Source organism: Allobosea sp. RIT-PG3_2 (genome assembly GCF_057321085.1).
On record NZ_JBXWCA010000004.1, the window covers coordinates 239,480 to 257,575 of the forward strand.

Sequence of the window (18,096 nt, forward strand, 5' to 3'; positions counted from 1 at the left end):
CGGGCGTCGTCTCTCGACGCATCAGGGCGGACCATGCGAAACTTCCTTCAAGGGGCGCGGCTTTGGCGTCCCTCCTCGTTCTGGTTCGCTGCATGCGTCGTCGCTCCCTTCTGGTTGCCCTGGCAACATGCGGTCTCGCGATCCCTGATCGCCCGGCGCGATCGACGGAGCCCGTAAGGCTGCTTTCGGTCGTAACCGGATTGCCACTCGATCACCCTGTCCTGCGCGTCCGGATGACGGAGCTCCGGAAGCGGCTTGCCGACCGGGGATGGGTTGAGGGCCGCAACCTGCGCTTGGTCTGGCGGTTCTCCGGCCCGAGCGAGGCTGAACTGGCTCGGGCCGCCGCTGAGACGGTCCGAGAAAAGCCCGATATCATCGTGGTCGGTTCCAGTGCCGAGACCGCGGCCGTCTTGGCCGAGACCCGGTACATTCCCGTGCTGTTCAGCACAGCGTCCGATCCCGTCGGGAGCGGTTTCGTGCGCTCCCTCGAACGTCCGGACGGCAGCGCCACGGGGTTCAGCAACAATGATCCGGCCATGTCGGAGAAATGGGTCGAGCTGCTGACCGAGATCGCGCCGGCGACGCGCCGCATCGGCGTGGTCTTCAATCCTCACACCACGCCGGCTGCGGGCGAGACCTATCTCGCGCGCTTGCGGGCTGGCATTTCGGGCGAGCGGCTCGGTCTCGCAACAGTTCACGTGAGCGAGACAGCCGCGATCGCACGCGAGATCGCCAGCTTCGCTACGCAAGGCTCCGGAGGCAGCCTGGTGTTCCTGCCCGACAGCTTCACATTCCGCAATGCGGCGCATTGCGCAGCTGTTGCCGCGCGGCAGGGACTGCCTGCCATCTACCCGTTCGACGCTTTCACGCAGCAGGGCGGGCTGATGTCCTATACCGGCGGGCGCGAGGAGGCCGGCGAACTGATCGCGTCCTATATCGACCTCATCCTGCGCGGTGCGAATGTCGCCGAACTGCCGGTGCAGTTCTCGCGCAGCTTCGAACTGGTCATCAACCAAACGGCTGCTGCAGCTCTGGGGCTGAGCTTGCCGCTTTCGCTACGGATTCGCGCAGCGCGGATCGTTTCGTGACGCAGCCCGACGCGACACGGCAGAATGGGTCTGCGCGCCCGCGCGGCGGTCTCACGCGTCGATACGCGGTTTTCGTCGGTGTCGCGATCTGCCTCGCGCTCGGGCTCAATACGGCAATCGCAACGTTCTTCGCTGTCCTGGATCAGAAAGCGCTCGTGGTGCGCGTTCAGCAGGAGCAAGCCCAGGCCGCGGCGCAGAGGATCGGCGCCTTCGTGGCCGACATCATGAACCAGCTTGATTGGGTTTCCGGGAGCGGTCCAGGCAACGACCCGCCTGAGGAACGTCGACTCGAGGGCCTGAGATTGTTGCGGCAGGTTCCCGCCATTCTCGAACTGCGCCAGATCGATCCAGCCGGACGCGAACAGCTCTCGCTCTCGCGTTTTGCGCGAGACCGAACCGGTAACGACAGCGACTGGTCGGCTGACCCGGGTTTCCAGACGGCACTCGCGCAGGGCAGCTTTCACAGCGATGTCCAGTTCTGGCGCGGTTCAGAACCCTATATGGTACTGCTCAGGCGAGCAGCATCTGCTCCAAACTGGGTTGCGCGAGCGACCGTCAACCTCGTCTTCATCCGTGATCTGGTGTCCCGGCTCAAGGTTGGCGATGCGGGTCGCGCTTATATCGTCACGCGCGCCGGACGGCTGATCGCCCATCCCGATCTGCGCTTCGTGCTCCGAAATACCAATCTCGCCGGGCTGGTGAGCGCGCATGAGGCGGCCGGCGTGCCGGCTGCTGGACTTTCGATGACGGATATCGAGGGCCGGAGAGTTCTGTCCGTCATGGCTGCGGTCCCGGATCTCGACTGGAACGTGGTGATCGACCTGCCGGAGAGTGAGGCCTTCGCATCGATCCGTGCGTCTTTCCTGCGCTCGCTGGCGCTTCTGGTCCTCGCGCTTTCTGTCGCGGTACTGGCCGGCATCGCCTTGAGCCGGAGACTCGCCGCCCCGATCAAGGCCCTCGGCGAGGGCGCTGCGCGGATTGGTCAAGGTCAGTTGCACGAGCGGATCGACATCCGCACGGGCGACGAGCTGCAGGAACTCGGCGAGCAGTTCAACCTGATGGCTCAAAGCCTCGAGGAGAGCCGCGCCGTTCTTGAAGACAAGGTCGCCGAGCGCACCGCGGCTCTCGAGTCGGCGCTGGAGCTTGCTTCTGCCGGGCAAAGGGCGGCGGAGGAAGCCACGAGGGCAAAATCCCGGTTTTTGGCCGTGGTCGGGCACGATATCCGCACGCCGCTTTCGGGGGTGCTCGGAGTTCTGGAGCTTCTCGACCGTGGCCGCTTGAGCCAGCGCGATCGCCGTCTCGTCGCCATGGCTGCGACTTCGGGCGAGGCCCTGGTCGATCTGGCCAATGCGACGCTTGATCTGTCCCGGCTGGAAGCAGGAACCGAAAGCCTGGATCTGCGCGATTTCGAGCTTGGCGCCCTGCTGATTGCGGTCGCCGCACTGATGCGTCCCTTGGCCGAGCAAAAGGGCCTTGTTCTGAAGCTGCGCCAGCTGCCGCCCAGCGGCCTGCGCCTGCACGGCGACCCCGGCAAGATCCACCGCGTCCTGATCAACCTGTTGCGCAACGCGATCAGCTTCACCGAGCAGGGTGAGATCGAGTTCGGCGCCGAGCTGCAGCCCGCGTCGTCGGGGGAGGGCACCGAGCTGACGCTCATGGTTCGTGACACAGGCATAGGCATCGACCCGGCAATGCAGCGCCGCATCTTCCAGGATTTTGTGCAGGTCGACCCGGAAACGGGCCGGCGTAACGGAGGGGTCGGGCTCGGGCTGGCGATCTGCAACAAGCTGACGGAGCTGATGGGCGGCTCGATCTCCGTCGTCAGCGCCAGGGGGCAAGGCAGCACCTTTGCCATAAAGCTGCCGATGGTGGCTGCCAAGGCCGCGGCACGGTCCGGGGACGTGGCGATAGGTCAGCCGCAACGGATTCTCGTGGTCGACGATGACCCTGTGACGCGGGAAGTCGCTCGGGTCATGGTCGGCAAGGCCGGCCACAAGGTGCGGGCCGTGGCCTCCGGCGAAGCGGCCCTGGCAACGCTGCGCAATCGCGCCTTCGACCTCGTGCTGCTCGATATGCATATGAGCGGAATCGACGGAATCGAAACCGCTTTGGCCGTCCGCGAACTGCCGGACATCACGCAGCCCCGGATCGTCGCTCTGACGGCCGACGTTTCCCCGGAGACGATGCGGCGAATGCGGGCGGCAGGGCTGACGACGATCCTGTCCAAGCCGATCACCTCTGCAGCCGTCCTCCAGGTGATAGGGCGCTCGGGCAGTCACGGCGGCCAAGGCCCGGCTGTGACCCTCTCGATGGACCTGCCTGTCGATGCAGACTTCTTCCAGACACAGAGCCGGCTGATTGGAAACGAACGTACGCGGCAACTCGTGTCGCTCTTCGCGAGCGTGTCCGAGAAAATCCTGAAGGGGATGCGGGCGGCCCTGCCGGCGCCAGACCGGGCCGAGCTGGGACGACTCGCTCACCAGCTCGCGAGTTCAGCGGGGGCAGTCGGCCTCGGGCGTGTCTTCGCCCTGGCTACTGCCCTCGAACGCGGCGCCATCGCCGCAGAGCCCGAGGCGCTTGCGCTTGCGGTCGAGACGCTCGAACTTGCCCGCAGCGACGCCTTCGAAGCCCTCGCAGCATTCGAGGGCGAGACAGCTGCCACAGCAGCCCCTCAGGGGTCGCGTTCTATAACCATGCCGAGCTTGTAGCCGATCCCGCTGAGGGTCACGATGACGCCCGACGTTCCTGCGTCTGCCAGCTTCCTGCGCAAGCGAGCGACCAACGCATCGACACTTCGGGCGTCGACATCGCCATACCGATTGCTGACGACCTCGATCAGATAGTCGCGGCTCAGGGGGAGGCCATCACTCTCGACGAGTGCCGCAAGCAAGTCGAACTCGCCTCGCGTCAGGCGGATGGGATCGCCATTGACGGTCGCGAGTTCGCGGCGCAGCAAATCCATGATGAAGGGGCCGAAGACGGCAGTGGTGCTGCGACGCGCCGTGTCGCGCTCGATCTTGCGCCGCCGCAGCAGCGAACGGGTTCTGGCGAGAAGATCTCGCAGGTCGACGGGCTTGCTGACATAGTGGTCGCCAGCGAGTTCGAGCCCGACGATCCGATCGATGTCGGCATCGCGATGTGTCACAAAGATGATGCCAGCATCGGACACCGATTGAAGTTCCCTGGCAAGTTCGAACCCGTCCCCGTCAGGCAACACGACGTCGATGAAGATCAGCTCCGGCTTGAAGCGCCGGACCGTCAGCCGTGCCTGGGCAATCGTCTCCGCCTCCTGGACCTGAAACCCCTGATCGACGAAATAGCCTGCAATGACGGCGCGGGTGACGGGATCGTCCTCGACAATGACAAGTCGCTCACGAAGTGTGGCATCCATCAGTACGTTTTCCTTGGCCAGCAGGGCTGCCCCTCCAGGGCAGGCCTCAGGTGCTGGCTGAGCGAACGATCCAACAGGGACCGATGCACCGCAAGCGATCGAAAGCCCAGCTGTGGACGGTTGTTCACGAAAAAGATCGAAAGCTGGGCAAGCTGCCCGATACGAATCCTTCTCCGAGAGGCAGGGCGTGGCGGACGCTTCGCATGCCCCTGCTAACGTGCTCCGCCCGCCGCTCGTTCGATCATTCCATCAAGGCCAGGATTTCCTCGAAGCGGGGGGCTCACCAAAAATCATCGGCGTCATCTTCGCATCGTCGCACGCGAGCGCGTCGATCATTGCTGCCGTCGGCATTGGTGCTGATGCCAAGCTGCGGATGCTGTGCCGGCCAGACTATTTCGGCAGCAACTTCGGCCGCGTTGGGATGCGCTTCCCGCAGAAGTCGCGCCGCACTTTTATGCCGTGCGGCACGCCTTTGGATTCAAAGGATCACCGCTGGTATTGCCGGCCTATTCATTCGCCGCCGTTGTCGTTCTGGACGGCGAAACACCGAAGCAGCCGTTACCGAAGGTCTTGTTTCCCTGCTGATTGGCAAGCGACTGGCAATCCCGCTGCCGGCTGCAGTTCATTTCCCTCAGCAATTCTCCATTGCCGGGAGCAACTACGCGTCGGGCGCATTCCTCTTCCCAGCTTGCCTGGCGGGCCGCAGCGGGCGTCGAACCCAGATAGCAAAGCGACACCCCCGCCAGCACCGCGATCGCGGCCGCAGAGCGAGCACGCCTGGCCATCGTCGCCTTAAAGTTTTTCGATTGAATCACAGTTATCTCCAAGTCTAACATGTCAAATGCGATGCCGTTAAATGGATCGCCCGTTGTAAGTTATCGTCGAATGGTTCGGAGCGATGTGCATTTATTCATGATGCGACATTTTGCTCTATTATTATAGAAATACATATTTGATGGCTAATGAATGCGGTGCGCGGTGAATATATAATATATATTTCTGGCTTCGATGCTCTTTCTTCGCTCTTCGGTAGAGATATATGCACGACGGCGAGCGTGTTCTCAGAGAAAGCTCAGCGTATTGTTCGCTTAGTTTTGCGCACGGCCTTCCCATGGATAGGTGCGGCGGGCGCCCGGCGGCCGGGCCGCAATTTGCGCTCATGTTTTGATAGGAGCGCACCGAAACCCTGGTGCGCTCGCGTGGTGGTTTTTCAGCTACTCGGCTGTTTGGTGCCCGAGTTGGAGCGTCGCTACGCCGCCACGCGCCGGCTCTGATGGGCTGCGGCTCTTTTGCCCCGAGCACAACGAGTAGAGCGCGGGAAGCACCAGGAGTGTCAGCAAGGTCGCGCTGGCCAACCCGCCAATTACAACAGTCGCAAGCGGCCTTTGAACCTCGGCTCCGGTCCCGGTTGCCAAAGCCATCGGGATAAAACCCAGTGCCGCGACGAGCGCCGTCATGACGACCGGGCGCAAACGCACGAGAGCGCCTGCCCGGATGGCGTCGTGCTTCGCCATTCCCTCCTCGACGAGTTGCTTGATGAAACTCAACATGACCAGGCCGTTCAGGACCGCGACGCCGGAGAGAGCGATGAAGCCAACGGCCGCGGGAACGGAGAACGGCATCTCCCTCAGCCAGAGCGCGAAGATACCGCCGGTCAGCGCCAGAGGCACGGCGCTAAACACCAAAATCGCATCGCGCGCAGATCCCAGCGCCCCAAAAAGCAGTAGGAAAATCAACAGGAAGCAGACGGGCACCACGATCATCAGGCGCTGACGTGCCGCTGCGAGGTTCTCGAATTGGCCACCCCAAGTAATGTAGTAGCCGGCAGGAAGCGACACCTCCCGGGCAATTCTTGTCTGGGCCTCAGCCACGAGCGAGGCGATGTCGCGCCCCCTGACATTCGCCGACACCACCACGCGCCGTTTGCCGTTCTCTCGGCTGATCTGATTTGGGCCTTCCGAGGTTGTGATAGAGGCAACATCCCGCAACGGGACGCTCGCTCCTGGAACTCCTTGACCGCCAGCCTGCGGCAGTGGGATCGGCAAGTTGAGAAGCGCGTCGGGGTCGGCGCGGATCGAGTCCGGGAGGCGGACCACGACGTCGAACCTCCTATCCCCTTCGAACAGGATACCGGCTTCGCGGCCGCCGATCGCCGTGCCGATGACATCCTGGACCGCGGCCAGGCTCAGACCGCGCCTTTCGATTTCCCGACGGTCGATCTGGATGTCCTGGAACGGCAAGCCGGCAGCCTGCTCGACACTGACGTCCGCGGCGCCGGGAAGCGTACGCAATGTTCCCGCGATCTTGTTCGCTGCCTCAAGCATGGGGCCGAATTCGTCGCCAAACACCTTGATTGCGAGATCTCCGCGCGTCCCCGCCAAGAGCTCGTTGAAACGCATCTGAATCGGCTGCGTGAAGGAGAGATTGTTGCCCGGAATTTTTCCGACGACGGTTTCCATCTCCTTGATCAGATCGGCCTTTGGCAGGCGCGGATCGGGCCATTCCTCCTGCGGCTTCAGGATGATGAAGGTGTCCGACGCGTTCGGCGGCATGGGATCGGCCGCGACTTCAGCCGTGCCCGTCTTGGAAAACACAAAGGCGACCTGAGGGAAGCTGTTGATTGCCTTTTCGACTTCGAATTGCATCTCCTGACTTTGCGACAATGAGGTCGATGGGATTCGCAACGCCTGCATTGCGATGTTCTTCTCGTCCAATTGGGGAATGAATTCCTGCCCGAGGCGACCAAAAACAGCCCCGGATAGGGCAAAGAGGAGAACAGCGCCAAGAATGACCACTATCGGTGCGCGAAGAGCGCTGCGCAGCAGAGGAGCATACGCAGCCTTCAGTACACGGATAATGACGTTCTCCTTCTCCTGCACCCGGCCGGTGATGACGATCGCGATCATCGCCGGGACGAAGGTAAGAGAAAGGACGAAAGCCGCGGCAAGCGCGATTATCACCGTCAAGGCCATCGGCTCGAACATCTTTCCTTCCACGCCTGTGAAGGTCAGAAGAGGCACGTAAACGAGAATGATGATTGCCTGGCCATAGACCGAGGGCTTGATCATTTCTTCCGCCGATTCGATGACCGTCCTCAAGCGCTCCTGGAGCTGAAGCTGCCGGCCAAGCCTGTGCTGCTTATCCGCCAGATGTCGCAAACTGTTCTCGGCAATGATGACGGCGCCGTCCACGATAAGCCCGAAGTCGAGGGCGCCGAGGCTCATCAGGTTCGCGCTGATCTTCCAGCTCACCATTCCGGTCATCGTCATGAGCATCACGACGGGGATGACCAGGGCTGTGATAACCGCTGCTCGTATGTTGCCCAGAAGCAGGAAGAGCACCGCAATGACCAGCAGGGCGCCTTCTGCCAGGTTCCGTGCAACCGTCTTGACCGTCGCGTTGACGAGCACGGTGCGATCGAGAACCGTCTTGGCATGAATGCCGGGCGGTAGGGACTGGTTGATCGTCTGTATCTTGGCATCCACGGCAGCCGATACGATGCGGCTGTTCTCACCGAGGAGCATCAGGGCCGTGCCTACAACCACCTCTTGCCCGTTCTCGCTGGCCGAGCCGGTTCGCAGTTCCTTTCCGATCAGGACGTCGGCGACGTCGCGGACGCGGATCGGCACCCCACCACGGGTGGCGACGACAACAAGGCCAATCTCCTCGCTGCGTTCGATCCGGCCGGCCGATCGGACGACGAAACCTTCGCCGTTACGCTCGACATAGCCGGCGCCTCGGTTGAGGTTGTTGGTCTCTATAGCGTTGGCGATGTCCGTGAATGAAAGCCCATAACCGATCAGCTTCGCAGGGTCGGGCTGCACCTGATACTGCTTCTTGTAACCGCCGATCGAGTCGACGCCCGCGACACCTTTCACCCCTCGAAGTTGCGGGATGACAATCCAATCTTGGACCGTGCGCAAATATGCCGCGCGCTCGAAGTCGCTGACCAGGCGTTGCCCTTCCGGCGTCAGATAGGTGCCGTCAATTTGCCAGCCAGGCTGTCCTGCCTCGACCGGTTTGCGATCGGCCTTCACGGCGAATTCAACCGTATACATGTAGATTTCACCGAGCCCGGTCGAGATCGGACCCATTTTCGATTCGGCGCCCGGAGGCAGGGTGCTCTTGATGTCGGAGAGGCGCTCAGCGACCTGCTGGCGTGCAAAATAGATGTCGGTCTTGGGGCTGAAAACCGCGGTCACCTGCGAGAAGCCGTTTCGCGAGAGCGAGCGGGTATATTCGAGCCCCGCGATGCCGGCGAGCGTGGTTTCGAGCGGAAACGTAATCTGCTTTTCGATATCGAACGGCGAGAGCGCCGCCGCGGCCGTGTTGATTTGAACCTGGTTGTTGGTGATGTCAGGGACCGCATCGACCGGCAGCCGGGTGAGGGAGTACCCACCGATGGCCGCCGCGATGAGGGTGAAGAGAACGACCAGCCAGCGGTGATGAACCGACAGCTCAAGAACCCGAGAGATCATCTGCCAACCTCTCAGTGCGCGTGGGATGCCTCGGCCTTGCCGAGTTCAGCCTTGAGCGTAAACGTATTGATGACCGCAATCTCTTCGCCAGCATCGAGGCCGAAAACGATCTCGCTCGAACGCGCGTCGCTTCGGCCGATCACGACCTCGCGCTTTTCAAATCCGCTGGGCACGCGCACAAAGACGACCTGATCTTTGCCGATCGTCTGAAGCGCCGCCTTCGGCACGAGTATGTCGGCCTTCTGCTCGTCCAGGATGATGTCGGCTGTGACGAAGGCACCGGGCTGCAGAAAGGCCGCCTTGTTCGGAATCTCGGCGACAACTCGAGCCGTACGGCTCTCCTGGTTAAGGATCGGGCTCTTGAATACGATTTTTCCCGAGACCCGCTCGGTCGAGCCGCTCGTCGAGACCTGGATCGCCTGACCTTCCGTCACGCTCCTCAGATCACGAGGCGACACCGCCAGTTCCACCCAAAGCATCGACAATTCCGCGATGCCGTAGAGTTCCTTTGGCTGCCCCTCGCCACCCACCGCGGCACCAAGATTGACCAACCGCTCGACGATCCGCCCCCCAATGGGCGCGCGGAGCTCATATCGCTGCAGAGCCGTCGATTGTCGGTTCAGGCCGGCGATCTCGTTCGCGGGCACTCCAAGCGCAGTCAACTTCTGACGCGCGAGGTCAACGCGAAGCTGAACTTCCGCGAAGCCGGTCCGCGCCCGCAAAAACTGCTGTTCCGCACTGATGCTCTTCTGAAAAAGAGACTGCTCACGCTCGAAAAGCGTCTTCTGAAGATCGAAATTGACGTTTGCGGCGAGATATTCGCTTTTTGCCTCGGCCACTTCTCGGCTATCGATTGCAGCGACCGCCTCCCCCGCCGCGACTTCATCGCCGAGCTGCTTATACACTTCGGCGACCGTTCCCACGACCTTCGCGGCTACCCGGCCAATTCGATCTGCTGCAGGAACAATTGTGCCAGGGACGCTCAGGTGTCGAACCAACCCACCGCCTGACGTCTTCGCTACCTGAATCCGCGCGGCAGAAATCTGCTCGGCCGTAAGCCTCAGTCCACCTTCGCGGCTTTCCGCTTCCTCGTGCCCCCCTTCGACCTCTGCCCGATCGTCCTTCGCCATTTTAGGCGAGAACGGCTCCGCCTCGTTTGCCTTGCCCAGGCTCGAAAACGGAACGACGGCCGCAAGAGCCGATCTGGTTGCGTCCGAAATCTGTGGCTGCATGCTGGCTGCGGAAACGCCTACCGCGACCCCTGCAACAACATATGTGAGTTTCAAAAGCATGACCTATCTCCAGCAAAGCGCTCTTGGAGTTCCACCGGCGTGAACGGTGCCTGCCTCGGCCGACATTCCCGCCTATTCAGGTGCTAGGGCGTCGCGGGACCCATCATCAGCTGCAACGTCCCGGGCAACGGCTCTTGCTCCGTCAGGCGCGCGGTGGCTTGAAAGGTAGAGCCGCTGGGGGCGCCTGCCTGGACGAGTAATTGCCGGCGGCAAAGGCTATTGATCTGGAGTATACTTCAGAATGAACGGTCATCATGGGACGAGCGATCGAGGTATGAGATCCGCAGTGCCCATCCTGCATCGCCACAGCATCGAGTGTGTTGCTGCGTGGACAGCCGCAATCGTTGGCATCAATCAAAGATACCTCTGGTGTCGGTTGCAGTGTCCAAGAAAAGCGTGCGGAGACTGGGGACGCCAGGCCGACGATCAGGCAAACGGCGAATAACAGAATCGTGGAGTAGATCCGACCCGCGCAGCCCGAACGAGTCCTTCTGCGACCCATTTTTCGGTATTTGTTACCGGCGGATGCGTTCAACGTTTTTCACGGTCAGATTGTACCGACCCTTTCCTATCTCGATCCCATTGTGCTTGAGAGTGATGGCGGCCCTGAATTTGTCGCGGAACGGGAAGTCAACGCTCGAGGCCAGAAAATCTCCTTGCCCGGGGCTGAACTGAACGTTTTTCGTCGCGCTGTCTTCGATCAGGACCTCCGCGCTGGCGCTGAATTCGGAGATCTTGGCTGGGCGCTCGTTGGCATCGAGGACATACAAACGGGCCTCATAGCCCTTCACCACAAGTTCGACCTCATAGGATCCGATCTGCTGGGTTTGTCCGCCATTGGCCGCATGAGAGTGGCTCTGCGCTGCTGCGAGTGTCGGAATCACCGCACTGATCGCCAGGGCGGCAAGATAAATCGAGAACATCGACATAGCCCAAATTGTCCTTCTTCCTGGATCCAACGAAATTGGGCATCTCTTCATGATATTCGCCCTGCAGCTCACGCGGAAAATTGCAGAGGATATTATCCGTTGCGTGATCTATATCTACCAAAGCTGCGGCGTTTATTGCCGCTCATTTTCTGCCCGTTTTATAATTGAACAAAAGCCCGGCGTCGGTGGAATATGTCACTCCGACTCGCGAATGCACCGCTGGAAACAGCGGCAGGTGGTGGCGGTTGCAGGATAACGAGACGGCTGCCGAACGGCAGTTAATCTAATTCAGAGGCGTAAGTTCTTCCATCGGTTGGCGACTGTATTCGATGGAGACTCGATAGAAATAACTGAATCCGAAGCGCGGTGGATCGACGGCTTCAGATCTGGAAGAATATTCGCTGAGGGAAAGCCGTCGCCTCAAGCCGATTCCGTTCAAATCATCGAGGAATTCTATCCCGTTTGTAACGAAAATCGAGCGCAGGAGCTTATTGGTTTTTGGCCGAATTCGACGTTTATTGCCCTCGAATTCAAGGATCGTTCTTAGTCCGGCCCCGGTCCTGCGGCTGAGGTCTTTTGCCGTCCAGCCGAGAAGATTTCGGGCAAGTCTGCACTGTTCGCTGTTCATCGTGCGTTACTCCGAATGGCGAAAAAAGATCCCGGCGCGAAAAGCCCTCGGGACCACCGAGGGCTTCGCTCCGGCATGGGTTAGAAGTCGCGCTGCACCCGAAGGCGGCCCTCGAAGACGTCCTGAGATCCCTTGACGAAAGTCAGGCCAGGCGTGCTGCGATTGAAGTCGACGACGCGGCCCCGGGGATCGACCCGGCGGTAAAGTACCTCAACACCCAGATCGAGGTCCTTGACCGGCGACCAGATGACATTCGAGCCGACCTGGATGAGCGAGGTATCGACCGAGTAGCCGGCCAGCGTACCGCGCGCGCCGCCGATGAGCGGCGATTCCACCGTCGGGGCGTAGTCGATCTTGGTGTAGTTGGCGAAGATCGCTTGACGCACCGTGCTCGTCCAATAGTGGCGCAGGGCTGCGGTCAGCGAGTACCCCGTCGTCGTCTTCACGCGTCCGAAGGCGTCGACTGCCGCATCGGTCTGCAGGATGCCGAGGCCACCAAGCTGACGAGCGGCGGCCGAATTGGTGATGCCGAGATACGAGAGCGCGCCCTCGGCATAGGCTGCCTGCAACCAAAGTACGTCGCCGGCCGCCAGGACTGGCAGATTGAGCGAGAGGCCGCCCTGGATGGCGAAGCCATACTCGGTGTCTTGATTGGCGGAGCTGAGTGGCTTGTTCAGCTCATGGAGCGCGCCCGAGAGCTGCGCCGAGCCCCAGCCTTGCGTCACGTTCAGGTTACCAACGATGTCCGGCATGCGCGAGCCGCCATAGGAGATCGCGGATGTGCCGGCAGGGAACACGCCAGTTCCCGCCAACCGGCGCGCCGTTGGTTCTTCTGCGCTGAGGGTCAAGCTGAGCCCGCTGCCGAAGTTGGCGGTATAGGCGAACACGACCGGATCGAAACCGTAGCTATCCGAGCCCATCGCGCCGCTCCAGTTGAGAGCGTTGGCGTAGAAGTCGAAGAACGATGTCGCTCGTCCGGCTGTGATGGGTCCGAACTGTACGAACGCTTTGTTGAGATCGACCGCCTGGGTGAAGCCCTGAGTTAAAATGGGTGTGAATACGGTCTGGCCCGTAGCCAGGCCCGCGTAGTTGCCGCCGTTACGCGTAAGCTCGTAACGGGCAAAGGCGCGCAACGTACCGTAGGCCGTCGCGGTGCGGGCATCGATGTTCAAATGAGCGCGGCCACGGAACCCTGTCGCGTCCTGAGCGCGGTTAAAGGTCTGTAAATACCGGGTCTCGGCGCGGACGCGGCCGCCGATACGAAGGCACGTCTCGGTCCCCGGAATGTAGAAGAAGCCGGCACCATATGCCGAGCAGACGCGGACATACTCGACCGGCGCGCTTTTGCGCGCCGGCAGATCAGCAGCGCTCGCGGCGCCGACGCTCACAATCAGAGCACCGGCACAGCGAAGAATGAAAGTGAGATTCTTCACCATAGCCTCCAACACAATTGGATTATTTGGCCGATGCGATGAGCATCGCCAAAGCTACGGTTACAGAATGAAATTATGGGAGCGTGTGGTAATATTCACATAGCGAGATCAATGTTATTGCTATGTGTCAACAGCGTCACAGGTGAATTCTTCCACTTGAATTCCCGATATCGACTACTTATACCGACAATAGATTTCATATTTTCGAATTGAGGCGCGAATGCATCGCGGCACGCTTTTGGCTGAGTTGGGAGGCGCGGTATTTCAGCGCATCTCACGGCTGCTGAAGGCATGCCTCGTCTTGGTAGCCTTACTCAGCGCCACTCTCAGCGTAGCCGCGCCCTTTGTTGCGTCGGAGTTTCCCGTACGCTCCGTGTTCGGGCAAACCGCGAACGTCTCCCCTCGCTCCCATGTTCAGTCCGAACTGTCCCGCCTTGATGCGCCTTTGAGCTGCAGTGAGGTTGCGAGCGACTGCCAGCTTGCCCCCACGAACGATGCGTGCTGCGATCTGGTCTGTCACGCGGCCTGGGCCTCAGGCCTCGGGGAGTGGGCCGCAGCCTACATGGGCGGCGACGTTTTCGAGCTTGTTCCGGAGCGCGGACCGTCGCGCCACCTCTTCAAGTTGAAGCGACCGCCGCGATCTTAAAGTGATCGGCTCGCGCTCTGCGCGGGTCGTGTGAGCGTCCTCGCGCCCTTCTTTCGTTGTCTGGTCGCACAATTCATGTCGTGCCCGCTTCCAAGCGGCGGCGGTCGATGTCGGCTGCCATAGCGTGACCAGACCGCCTCGCAGCGCCTAGCGGTGATCGATATGACTAGCTTGAACAAAGTTGCCCAACTCCGATTCACTGTCGGATTGGAGCTTGACCGACTACCTCGTCGCTCATTCGCACAGGGTGCGATTCTGCGGCGCCCGGACGAGACACCGGATACGGTTTATCTGATCGATACCGGTACGGTCAGGCCCTTTTTCACAAGTCCCCATGGCCTCGATGCGCTTTTCGCCGATCTGTCTTCAGGCGACTTCGTTGGCGATCTGACCGCGATCGACGGCCAGAGCCTGGACATATATTTCGAGGCGATCACTGAGACGACGGTTTTCGTTCTGCGCCGAAACCAGTTTCTCGAAATCCTGAAAAACTCGCCGGATTTCGCTTGGGATGTGGCCAGGCGCTTGTGCGAGCGGCTTAGGACCTTGAACAGGCTCTATATCGAAAACCGCGTTCTACCGATGAAGGCGAGGCTCTACGCCGAGCTGATTCGTCTGAGTTCGAGCTCGGACGATGGTGAGATTTCCATTTCGCCGCCCCCGACCCACGCTGAACTTGCCCGTAGAATTGCTTCTCAACGTGAGACCGTGACGAAACAGATAAGCGCGCTGGCGAAGGACGGCATCCTGCGCCAATCCGGAAACAAGATGATTATCGAACGCATCGACGAGTTGCGGCACCGCGTCAGCGGTTTTCTGGGTGACCTTCCCTGCGTGAGCCATCGCCCGCAGCGCCATTGCTAGCGAATGCGGGCGCCTGCCGCCTGCGGAACTCAAACGCTGTGCTCCGGGATGCCTTCGGTTCGATAATTCAGGACCGGTGAAAATGGTCACAGACAGATTGCCGATCGAAATGTCAGCATAGATTTGGGTTGAGGCCCTACAATGGGCGTCGACCTCCAAAAGAGACCCATACTTTGGAGAGGACCGGGTCTGTGATCCGGCCTCTCCTTTTTTCTATAAGTTCAGATTTTGCAATTTACGATCGCAAATACTGAAACATTTGTTTTTCAAAATACAATTCTTTGCATTGAATAGCCGAATAATCGTCCTGAGTGCAAACTTTTGATTCTTATTGGGTCGAATTCAACTAGTGTTGCCAGATTCAACGAGCCGTCCTGAGGGTCTATGTCTGAAAACGTCTCGACCAAGAGAGAATTTCGAGTTTCGACGAGAGCATTCGCGAGTGCCCTCCGGGCAATCCTTGTGGCGTCTGCGTATCTCGCGGGGGTGTCGGGCGCGCAAGCTCAGCTCGTCGCCGTGGTTGGAACAGGCACGGCGAAATGTTCGCAGTTCAATGATTCCATCGTGGTTCGAGTAGAGGAAGAGCGCGAGTATTTCGCCTGGGCTCAGGGCTATATGAGCGGTGTTCTGATTGGCGCGCCACCGAACGTCGATGATAATCTTCTTCTTATTCCTGAGGGGTTTCCGATCGCGGCGCAGATGAACTTCATGCGCTCGTTCTGCAAAAATCGCCCTTCTTCGAGTTACAGCGACGGGGTGGAGGCGCTCTACCGGGCGTTGGGGGGAAAAGCTCTGAGGTGAAAGCGGCGAGAGCTTGTCCCCGATCGGCCTAATCGAACCTCGGTATCCCGAGTGACTTCGCTCCTGCGCTGGGCAGCCGAGAACGTCAGGCTCTCGCCCGGGGAGGTCACCGTAGGGCAAACTGCCGATCGCGCGTAAAGCCCCACAAACGTCTTGTGAAATCTCACAAGACGTTTCAGACTTCGCAGCATGCTGGATACCGCCTCTCCATTTGCGTCTGCCCCGACCGCAGAACCCCGGCTCGACGTCGCCACGCGGCGGCTGCGTCGAGCCATCGTCACCTGTGAGATCGCTCCGGGCGACTTTGTCCATGAGGCGGCGCTCGCCGATCGCTTCGGGCTGGGCCGCGCGAGCGTTCGTGTCGCACTGACCGAACTCGCAGCGGCTCGCTTCGTCAGCAGGCATGCGCGCCAGGGGTGGCGGATCGCGCCGATCGACGGAGCGCTGATCGCCGCAGTGCTGGATGGACGCCGCAGGCTCGAGCCTTCGCTGGCTGTGCACAAGCTGGCAGAACCCGCGCTCTCGACGGCGACGACCCTCCTGGGGACGATCCAATCCGTCTCCGGGCGGACCGAGCCTGCAGCGATTGCGACCGCCCGCGCCTCAGAGCGCCAGCTGCGCGATCTGCTCGCTGCCGCAGCAGGCGCCTTCGCCCGAGACTGGCTCGGTGGGATTTGGGATCATGCAGACCGGATCGTGCGGATGCTCGATCTCCGCGGTCATGCCATCCCGCCGGCCGACCTCGGTGAACTGGTCGCGGCGCTCAGGGCGGGTGATGCCAATCTTGCTGCACAGGCGATCGAGCGAGACCATAGGCTTTTCGCTGACGCGATTGCCCACGGCTTTCTTGCGATGTCGGCGCAGCCGCCTCGGCCGCAAGCGCGTTCTGCCCGCCGACGCGGCGCGCGCCATCAGCCGCTCGTCGCAGCCGATCAGCCGATCCCTTCACCGAAGGAGAAGCAGTCATGACCGTTGCCTGGCGGACCTATCCTCTCGCGGCAGCCTGTGCCGCGATGCTTGCTCTGGGAAGCGTTGCTCCGGCGCAAGCCTCGAAGGAGCGCTTCGTGGTCGACCTCGTGAACGAGCCGTCCTCGCTCGATCCGCAGGTCCAGTGGAACCCCGACAGCTACTACGTCTACCGCAACATCTTCGACAATCTCGTCACCCGCGACGACAAGGGCGAGATCGTCCCGCAGGTCGCGACCTCCTGGAAATATCTGTCGGACACCGAGATCGAGTTCGAGCTCCGCCCCGATATCGCTTTTCACGACGGCTCGAAGCTGACGGCCGACGACGTCGTCTACAGCGTCAAGCGCATCACCGATCCCAAATTCGGCAGTCCCCAGCTCGGGCAGTTCGACAAGATCATCAATGCGGCGGCACTCTCGCCGACCAAGGTCAAGTTGACCACGGACGGCGCCTATCCGGCGCTGCTCGCCCAGCTCGTGAAACTCTCGATCGTGCCCAAGGCGATCGTCGAGGCTGTCGGCAAGGACGCCTTCAACCTGAAGCCGGTCGGCAGCGGGCCCTACAAGTTGGAGAGTTGGCAGCGCGGCGTTGCCGTGACGCTTGTCCGCAACGATGCCTATTGGGGCGCCAAGGGCCCGTTCCCGACCGTGGTCTTCCGCGCCGTGCCCGACGGAGCGACGCGGCTTGCCAACCTCCAGTCCGGCACCAGCGATTTCGGCGTCACCCTCGATGCCGACCAGGCCGGCCAGCTCAAATCCTCTGCCAAGGCGCAGGCGCTGATCGGTCTGACCGAACGCGTCGCCTATCTCAGGCTCAACGCGTCGAAGCCGCCCTTCGACAACGTCAAGCTGCGCCTGGCCGCGGCTTATGCGATCGACAAGGAGGGGCTCGTCGACGGCCTGCTCGGCGGCTACGACAAGCCTGTCTCGCAATTGGGAACACCGGCAAGCTTCGGTTGGATCGAAGGTCTGACGGGCCCGAACTATGACCTCGCCAAGGCCAAGGCGCTGGTGGCGGAAGCCGGCCCCGCCGCCAAGGCAGAGATCGAGCTTGCGACCGCGCCGGTCTTCGACCAGCGCATCGTGCAGGCGATCCAGCAGCAACTCGGCGATGCCGGCTTCACCGTGAAGATCGCGATGTCGGACATGGCGAGCTATCTCAAGCGCTCGCAGGCCGGCCCCGAAGGCACGTCGACGCTGAGCTTCGGGCGCTGGTCCTGCGCCTGCCAGGATGCCGACGGCACGCTCTTCCCGCTGATCCACAAGAGCAGTGGCTGGTCGGCTTATCGCAACCCGAAGGCCGATGCGCTGCTCGAGGAAGCCCGCCAGACCCTCGACAAGGAGAAGCGACTCTCCGCCTACAAGCAGGTCCAGGAGATCATCGCGGCCGACGCGCCCTTCGTGCCGCTCTATCAGGCCGCCGTCATCTATGGGGCAACCAAGAGCCTGAAATGGCAACCGACCCCGAATGAGAGCCTGTTCCTGAACCGCATGAGCTGGAGCGACTGACGACAGAGAGCGGCAGCCGAGCATGCCGCAGCTGCCAACGCCGGAAGGAGACCGGCGCCGCGAACATGA

13 protein-coding genes and 1 pseudogene are annotated in these 18,096 nt (G+C 61.3%); 6 read left to right on the forward strand and 8 right to left on the reverse strand.

What is annotated here, in order from left to right:
• The first annotated feature begins 92 nt into the window (after positions 1 to 92).
• A complete protein-coding gene (locus AC2FAN_RS14415) occupies positions 93 to 1,088 on the forward strand; it encodes an ABC transporter substrate-binding protein (RefSeq protein ID WP_485175244.1) in 996 nt (331 codons plus the stop codon).
• Positions 1,085 to 3,796, forward strand: coding sequence for an ATP-binding protein (locus AC2FAN_RS14420; protein ID WP_485174928.1), 2,712 nt, complete (start codon positions 1,085 to 1,087; stop codon positions 3,794 to 3,796). The genes AC2FAN_RS14415 and AC2FAN_RS14420 overlap by 4 nt, the downstream gene beginning before the upstream one ends.
• Here AC2FAN_RS14420 and AC2FAN_RS14425 read toward each other — a convergent pair.
• From AC2FAN_RS14425 to AC2FAN_RS14455, 7 genes are all read right to left on the reverse strand, one after another.
• On the reverse strand, positions 3,760 to 4,479 hold the full coding sequence (locus AC2FAN_RS14425) for a response regulator (RefSeq protein ID WP_485174930.1): 720 nt from the start codon (positions 4,477 to 4,479) through the stop codon (positions 3,760 to 3,762). The two genes, AC2FAN_RS14420 and AC2FAN_RS14425, sit on opposite strands and share 37 nt — an antisense overlap.
• Before the next feature lie 506 nt (positions 4,480 to 4,985).
• On the reverse strand, positions 4,986 to 5,294 hold the full coding sequence (locus tag AC2FAN_RS14430; RefSeq protein ID WP_485174932.1) for a hypothetical protein: 309 nt from the start codon (positions 5,292 to 5,294) through the stop codon (positions 4,986 to 4,988).
• Positions 5,295 to 5,693: 399 nt separating this feature from the next.
• Positions 5,694 to 8,957: an efflux RND transporter permease subunit gene (locus tag AC2FAN_RS14435; protein ID WP_485174934.1), complete on the reverse strand. Its 3,264-nt coding sequence runs from the start codon at positions 8,955 to 8,957 to the stop codon at positions 5,694 to 5,696.
• An 11-nt stretch (positions 8,958 to 8,968) separates the two neighbouring features.
• The gene (locus AC2FAN_RS14440; RefSeq protein WP_485174936.1) at positions 8,969 to 10,249 is read right to left on the reverse strand and encodes an efflux RND transporter periplasmic adaptor subunit; all 1,281 of its coding nucleotides are present in this window, start codon (positions 10,247 to 10,249) and stop codon (positions 8,969 to 8,971) included.
• 515 nt (positions 10,250 to 10,764) lie between these two features.
• Complete coding sequence (locus AC2FAN_RS14445; RefSeq protein WP_485174938.1) at positions 10,765 to 11,178, reverse strand: hypothetical protein; 414 nt, start codon at positions 11,176 to 11,178, stop codon at positions 10,765 to 10,767.
• A gap of 283 nt (positions 11,179 to 11,461) precedes the next feature.
• A complete protein-coding gene (locus tag AC2FAN_RS14450) occupies positions 11,462 to 11,806 on the reverse strand; it encodes a helix-turn-helix domain-containing protein (protein ID WP_485174940.1) in 345 nt (114 codons plus the stop codon).
• A gap of 80 nt (positions 11,807 to 11,886) precedes the next feature.
• Positions 11,887 to 13,239, reverse strand: a complete 1,353-nt coding sequence (locus AC2FAN_RS14455) for a porin (RefSeq protein WP_485174942.1) — start codon at positions 13,237 to 13,239, stop codon at positions 11,887 to 11,889.
• Positions 13,240 to 14,056: 817 nt separating this feature from the next.
• On the opposite strand from AC2FAN_RS14455, the gene AC2FAN_RS14460 reads away from it, so the two are divergent.
• From AC2FAN_RS14460 to AC2FAN_RS14470, 3 genes and pseudogenes are all read left to right on the forward strand, one after another.
• Positions 14,057 to 14,749 carry a Crp/Fnr family transcriptional regulator gene (locus AC2FAN_RS14460; RefSeq protein ID WP_485174944.1) on the forward strand — a complete coding sequence of 231 codons (693 nt, stop codon included), beginning with the start codon at positions 14,057 to 14,059 and terminating at the stop codon, positions 14,747 to 14,749.
• 384 nt (positions 14,750 to 15,133) lie between these two features.
• Positions 15,134 to 15,550, forward strand: a complete 417-nt coding sequence (locus tag AC2FAN_RS14465) for a hypothetical protein (protein ID WP_265050659.1) — start codon at positions 15,134 to 15,136, stop codon at positions 15,548 to 15,550.
• Positions 15,551 to 15,739: 189 nt separating this feature from the next.
• Positions 15,740 to 15,964 (forward strand): annotated as a pseudogene (locus tag AC2FAN_RS14470) (GntR family transcriptional regulator); the annotation flags it as partial.
• Positions 15,965 to 16,153: 189 nt separating this feature from the next.
• Here AC2FAN_RS14470 and AC2FAN_RS14475 read toward each other — a convergent pair.
• Positions 16,154 to 16,462 carry a hypothetical protein gene (locus AC2FAN_RS14475; RefSeq protein WP_265050658.1) on the reverse strand — a complete coding sequence of 103 codons (309 nt, stop codon included), beginning with the start codon at positions 16,460 to 16,462 and terminating at the stop codon, positions 16,154 to 16,156.
• Positions 16,463 to 16,515: 53 nt separating this feature from the next.
• Here AC2FAN_RS14475 and AC2FAN_RS14480 point away from each other — a divergent pair, with 53 nt between their 5' ends.
• Positions 16,516 to 18,027, forward strand: a complete 1,512-nt coding sequence (locus tag AC2FAN_RS14480; protein ID WP_485174947.1) for an ABC transporter substrate-binding protein — start codon at positions 16,516 to 16,518, stop codon at positions 18,025 to 18,027.
• The last annotated feature ends 69 nt before the right edge of the window (positions 18,028 to 18,096 follow it).

Excerpts from the sequence above, each read along its gene's own strand:
- AC2FAN_RS14425 (WP_485174930.1), bottom strand. The coding sequence starts at position 4,479 with ATGGATGCCACACTTCGTGAGCGACTTGTCATTGTCGAGGACGATCCC.
- AC2FAN_RS14480 (WP_485174947.1), top strand. The coding sequence starts at position 16,516 with ATGACCGTTGCCTGGCGGACCTATCCTCTCGCGGCAGCCTGTGCCGCG.
- AC2FAN_RS14415 (WP_485175244.1), top strand. The coding sequence starts at position 93 with ATGCGTCGTCGCTCCCTTCTGGTTGCCCTGGCAACATGCGGTCTCGCG.
- AC2FAN_RS14445 (WP_485174938.1), bottom strand. The coding sequence starts at position 11,178 with ATGTCGATGTTCTCGATTTATCTTGCCGCCCTGGCGATCAGTGCGGTG.
- AC2FAN_RS14450 (WP_485174940.1), bottom strand. The coding sequence starts at position 11,806 with ATGAACAGCGAACAGTGCAGACTTGCCCGAAATCTTCTCGGCTGGACG.
- AC2FAN_RS14475 (WP_265050658.1), bottom strand. The coding sequence starts at position 16,462 with ATGGCGCGCGCCGCGTCGGCGGGCAGAACGCGCTTGCGGCCGAGGCGG.
- AC2FAN_RS14465 (WP_265050659.1), top strand. The coding sequence starts at position 15,134 with ATGTCTGAAAACGTCTCGACCAAGAGAGAATTTCGAGTTTCGACGAGA.
- AC2FAN_RS14435 (WP_485174934.1), bottom strand. The coding sequence starts at position 8,957 with ATGATCTCTCGGGTTCTTGAGCTGTCGGTTCATCACCGCTGGCTGGTC.
- AC2FAN_RS14440 (WP_485174936.1), bottom strand. The coding sequence starts at position 10,249 with ATGCTTTTGAAACTCACATATGTTGTTGCAGGGGTCGCGGTAGGCGTT.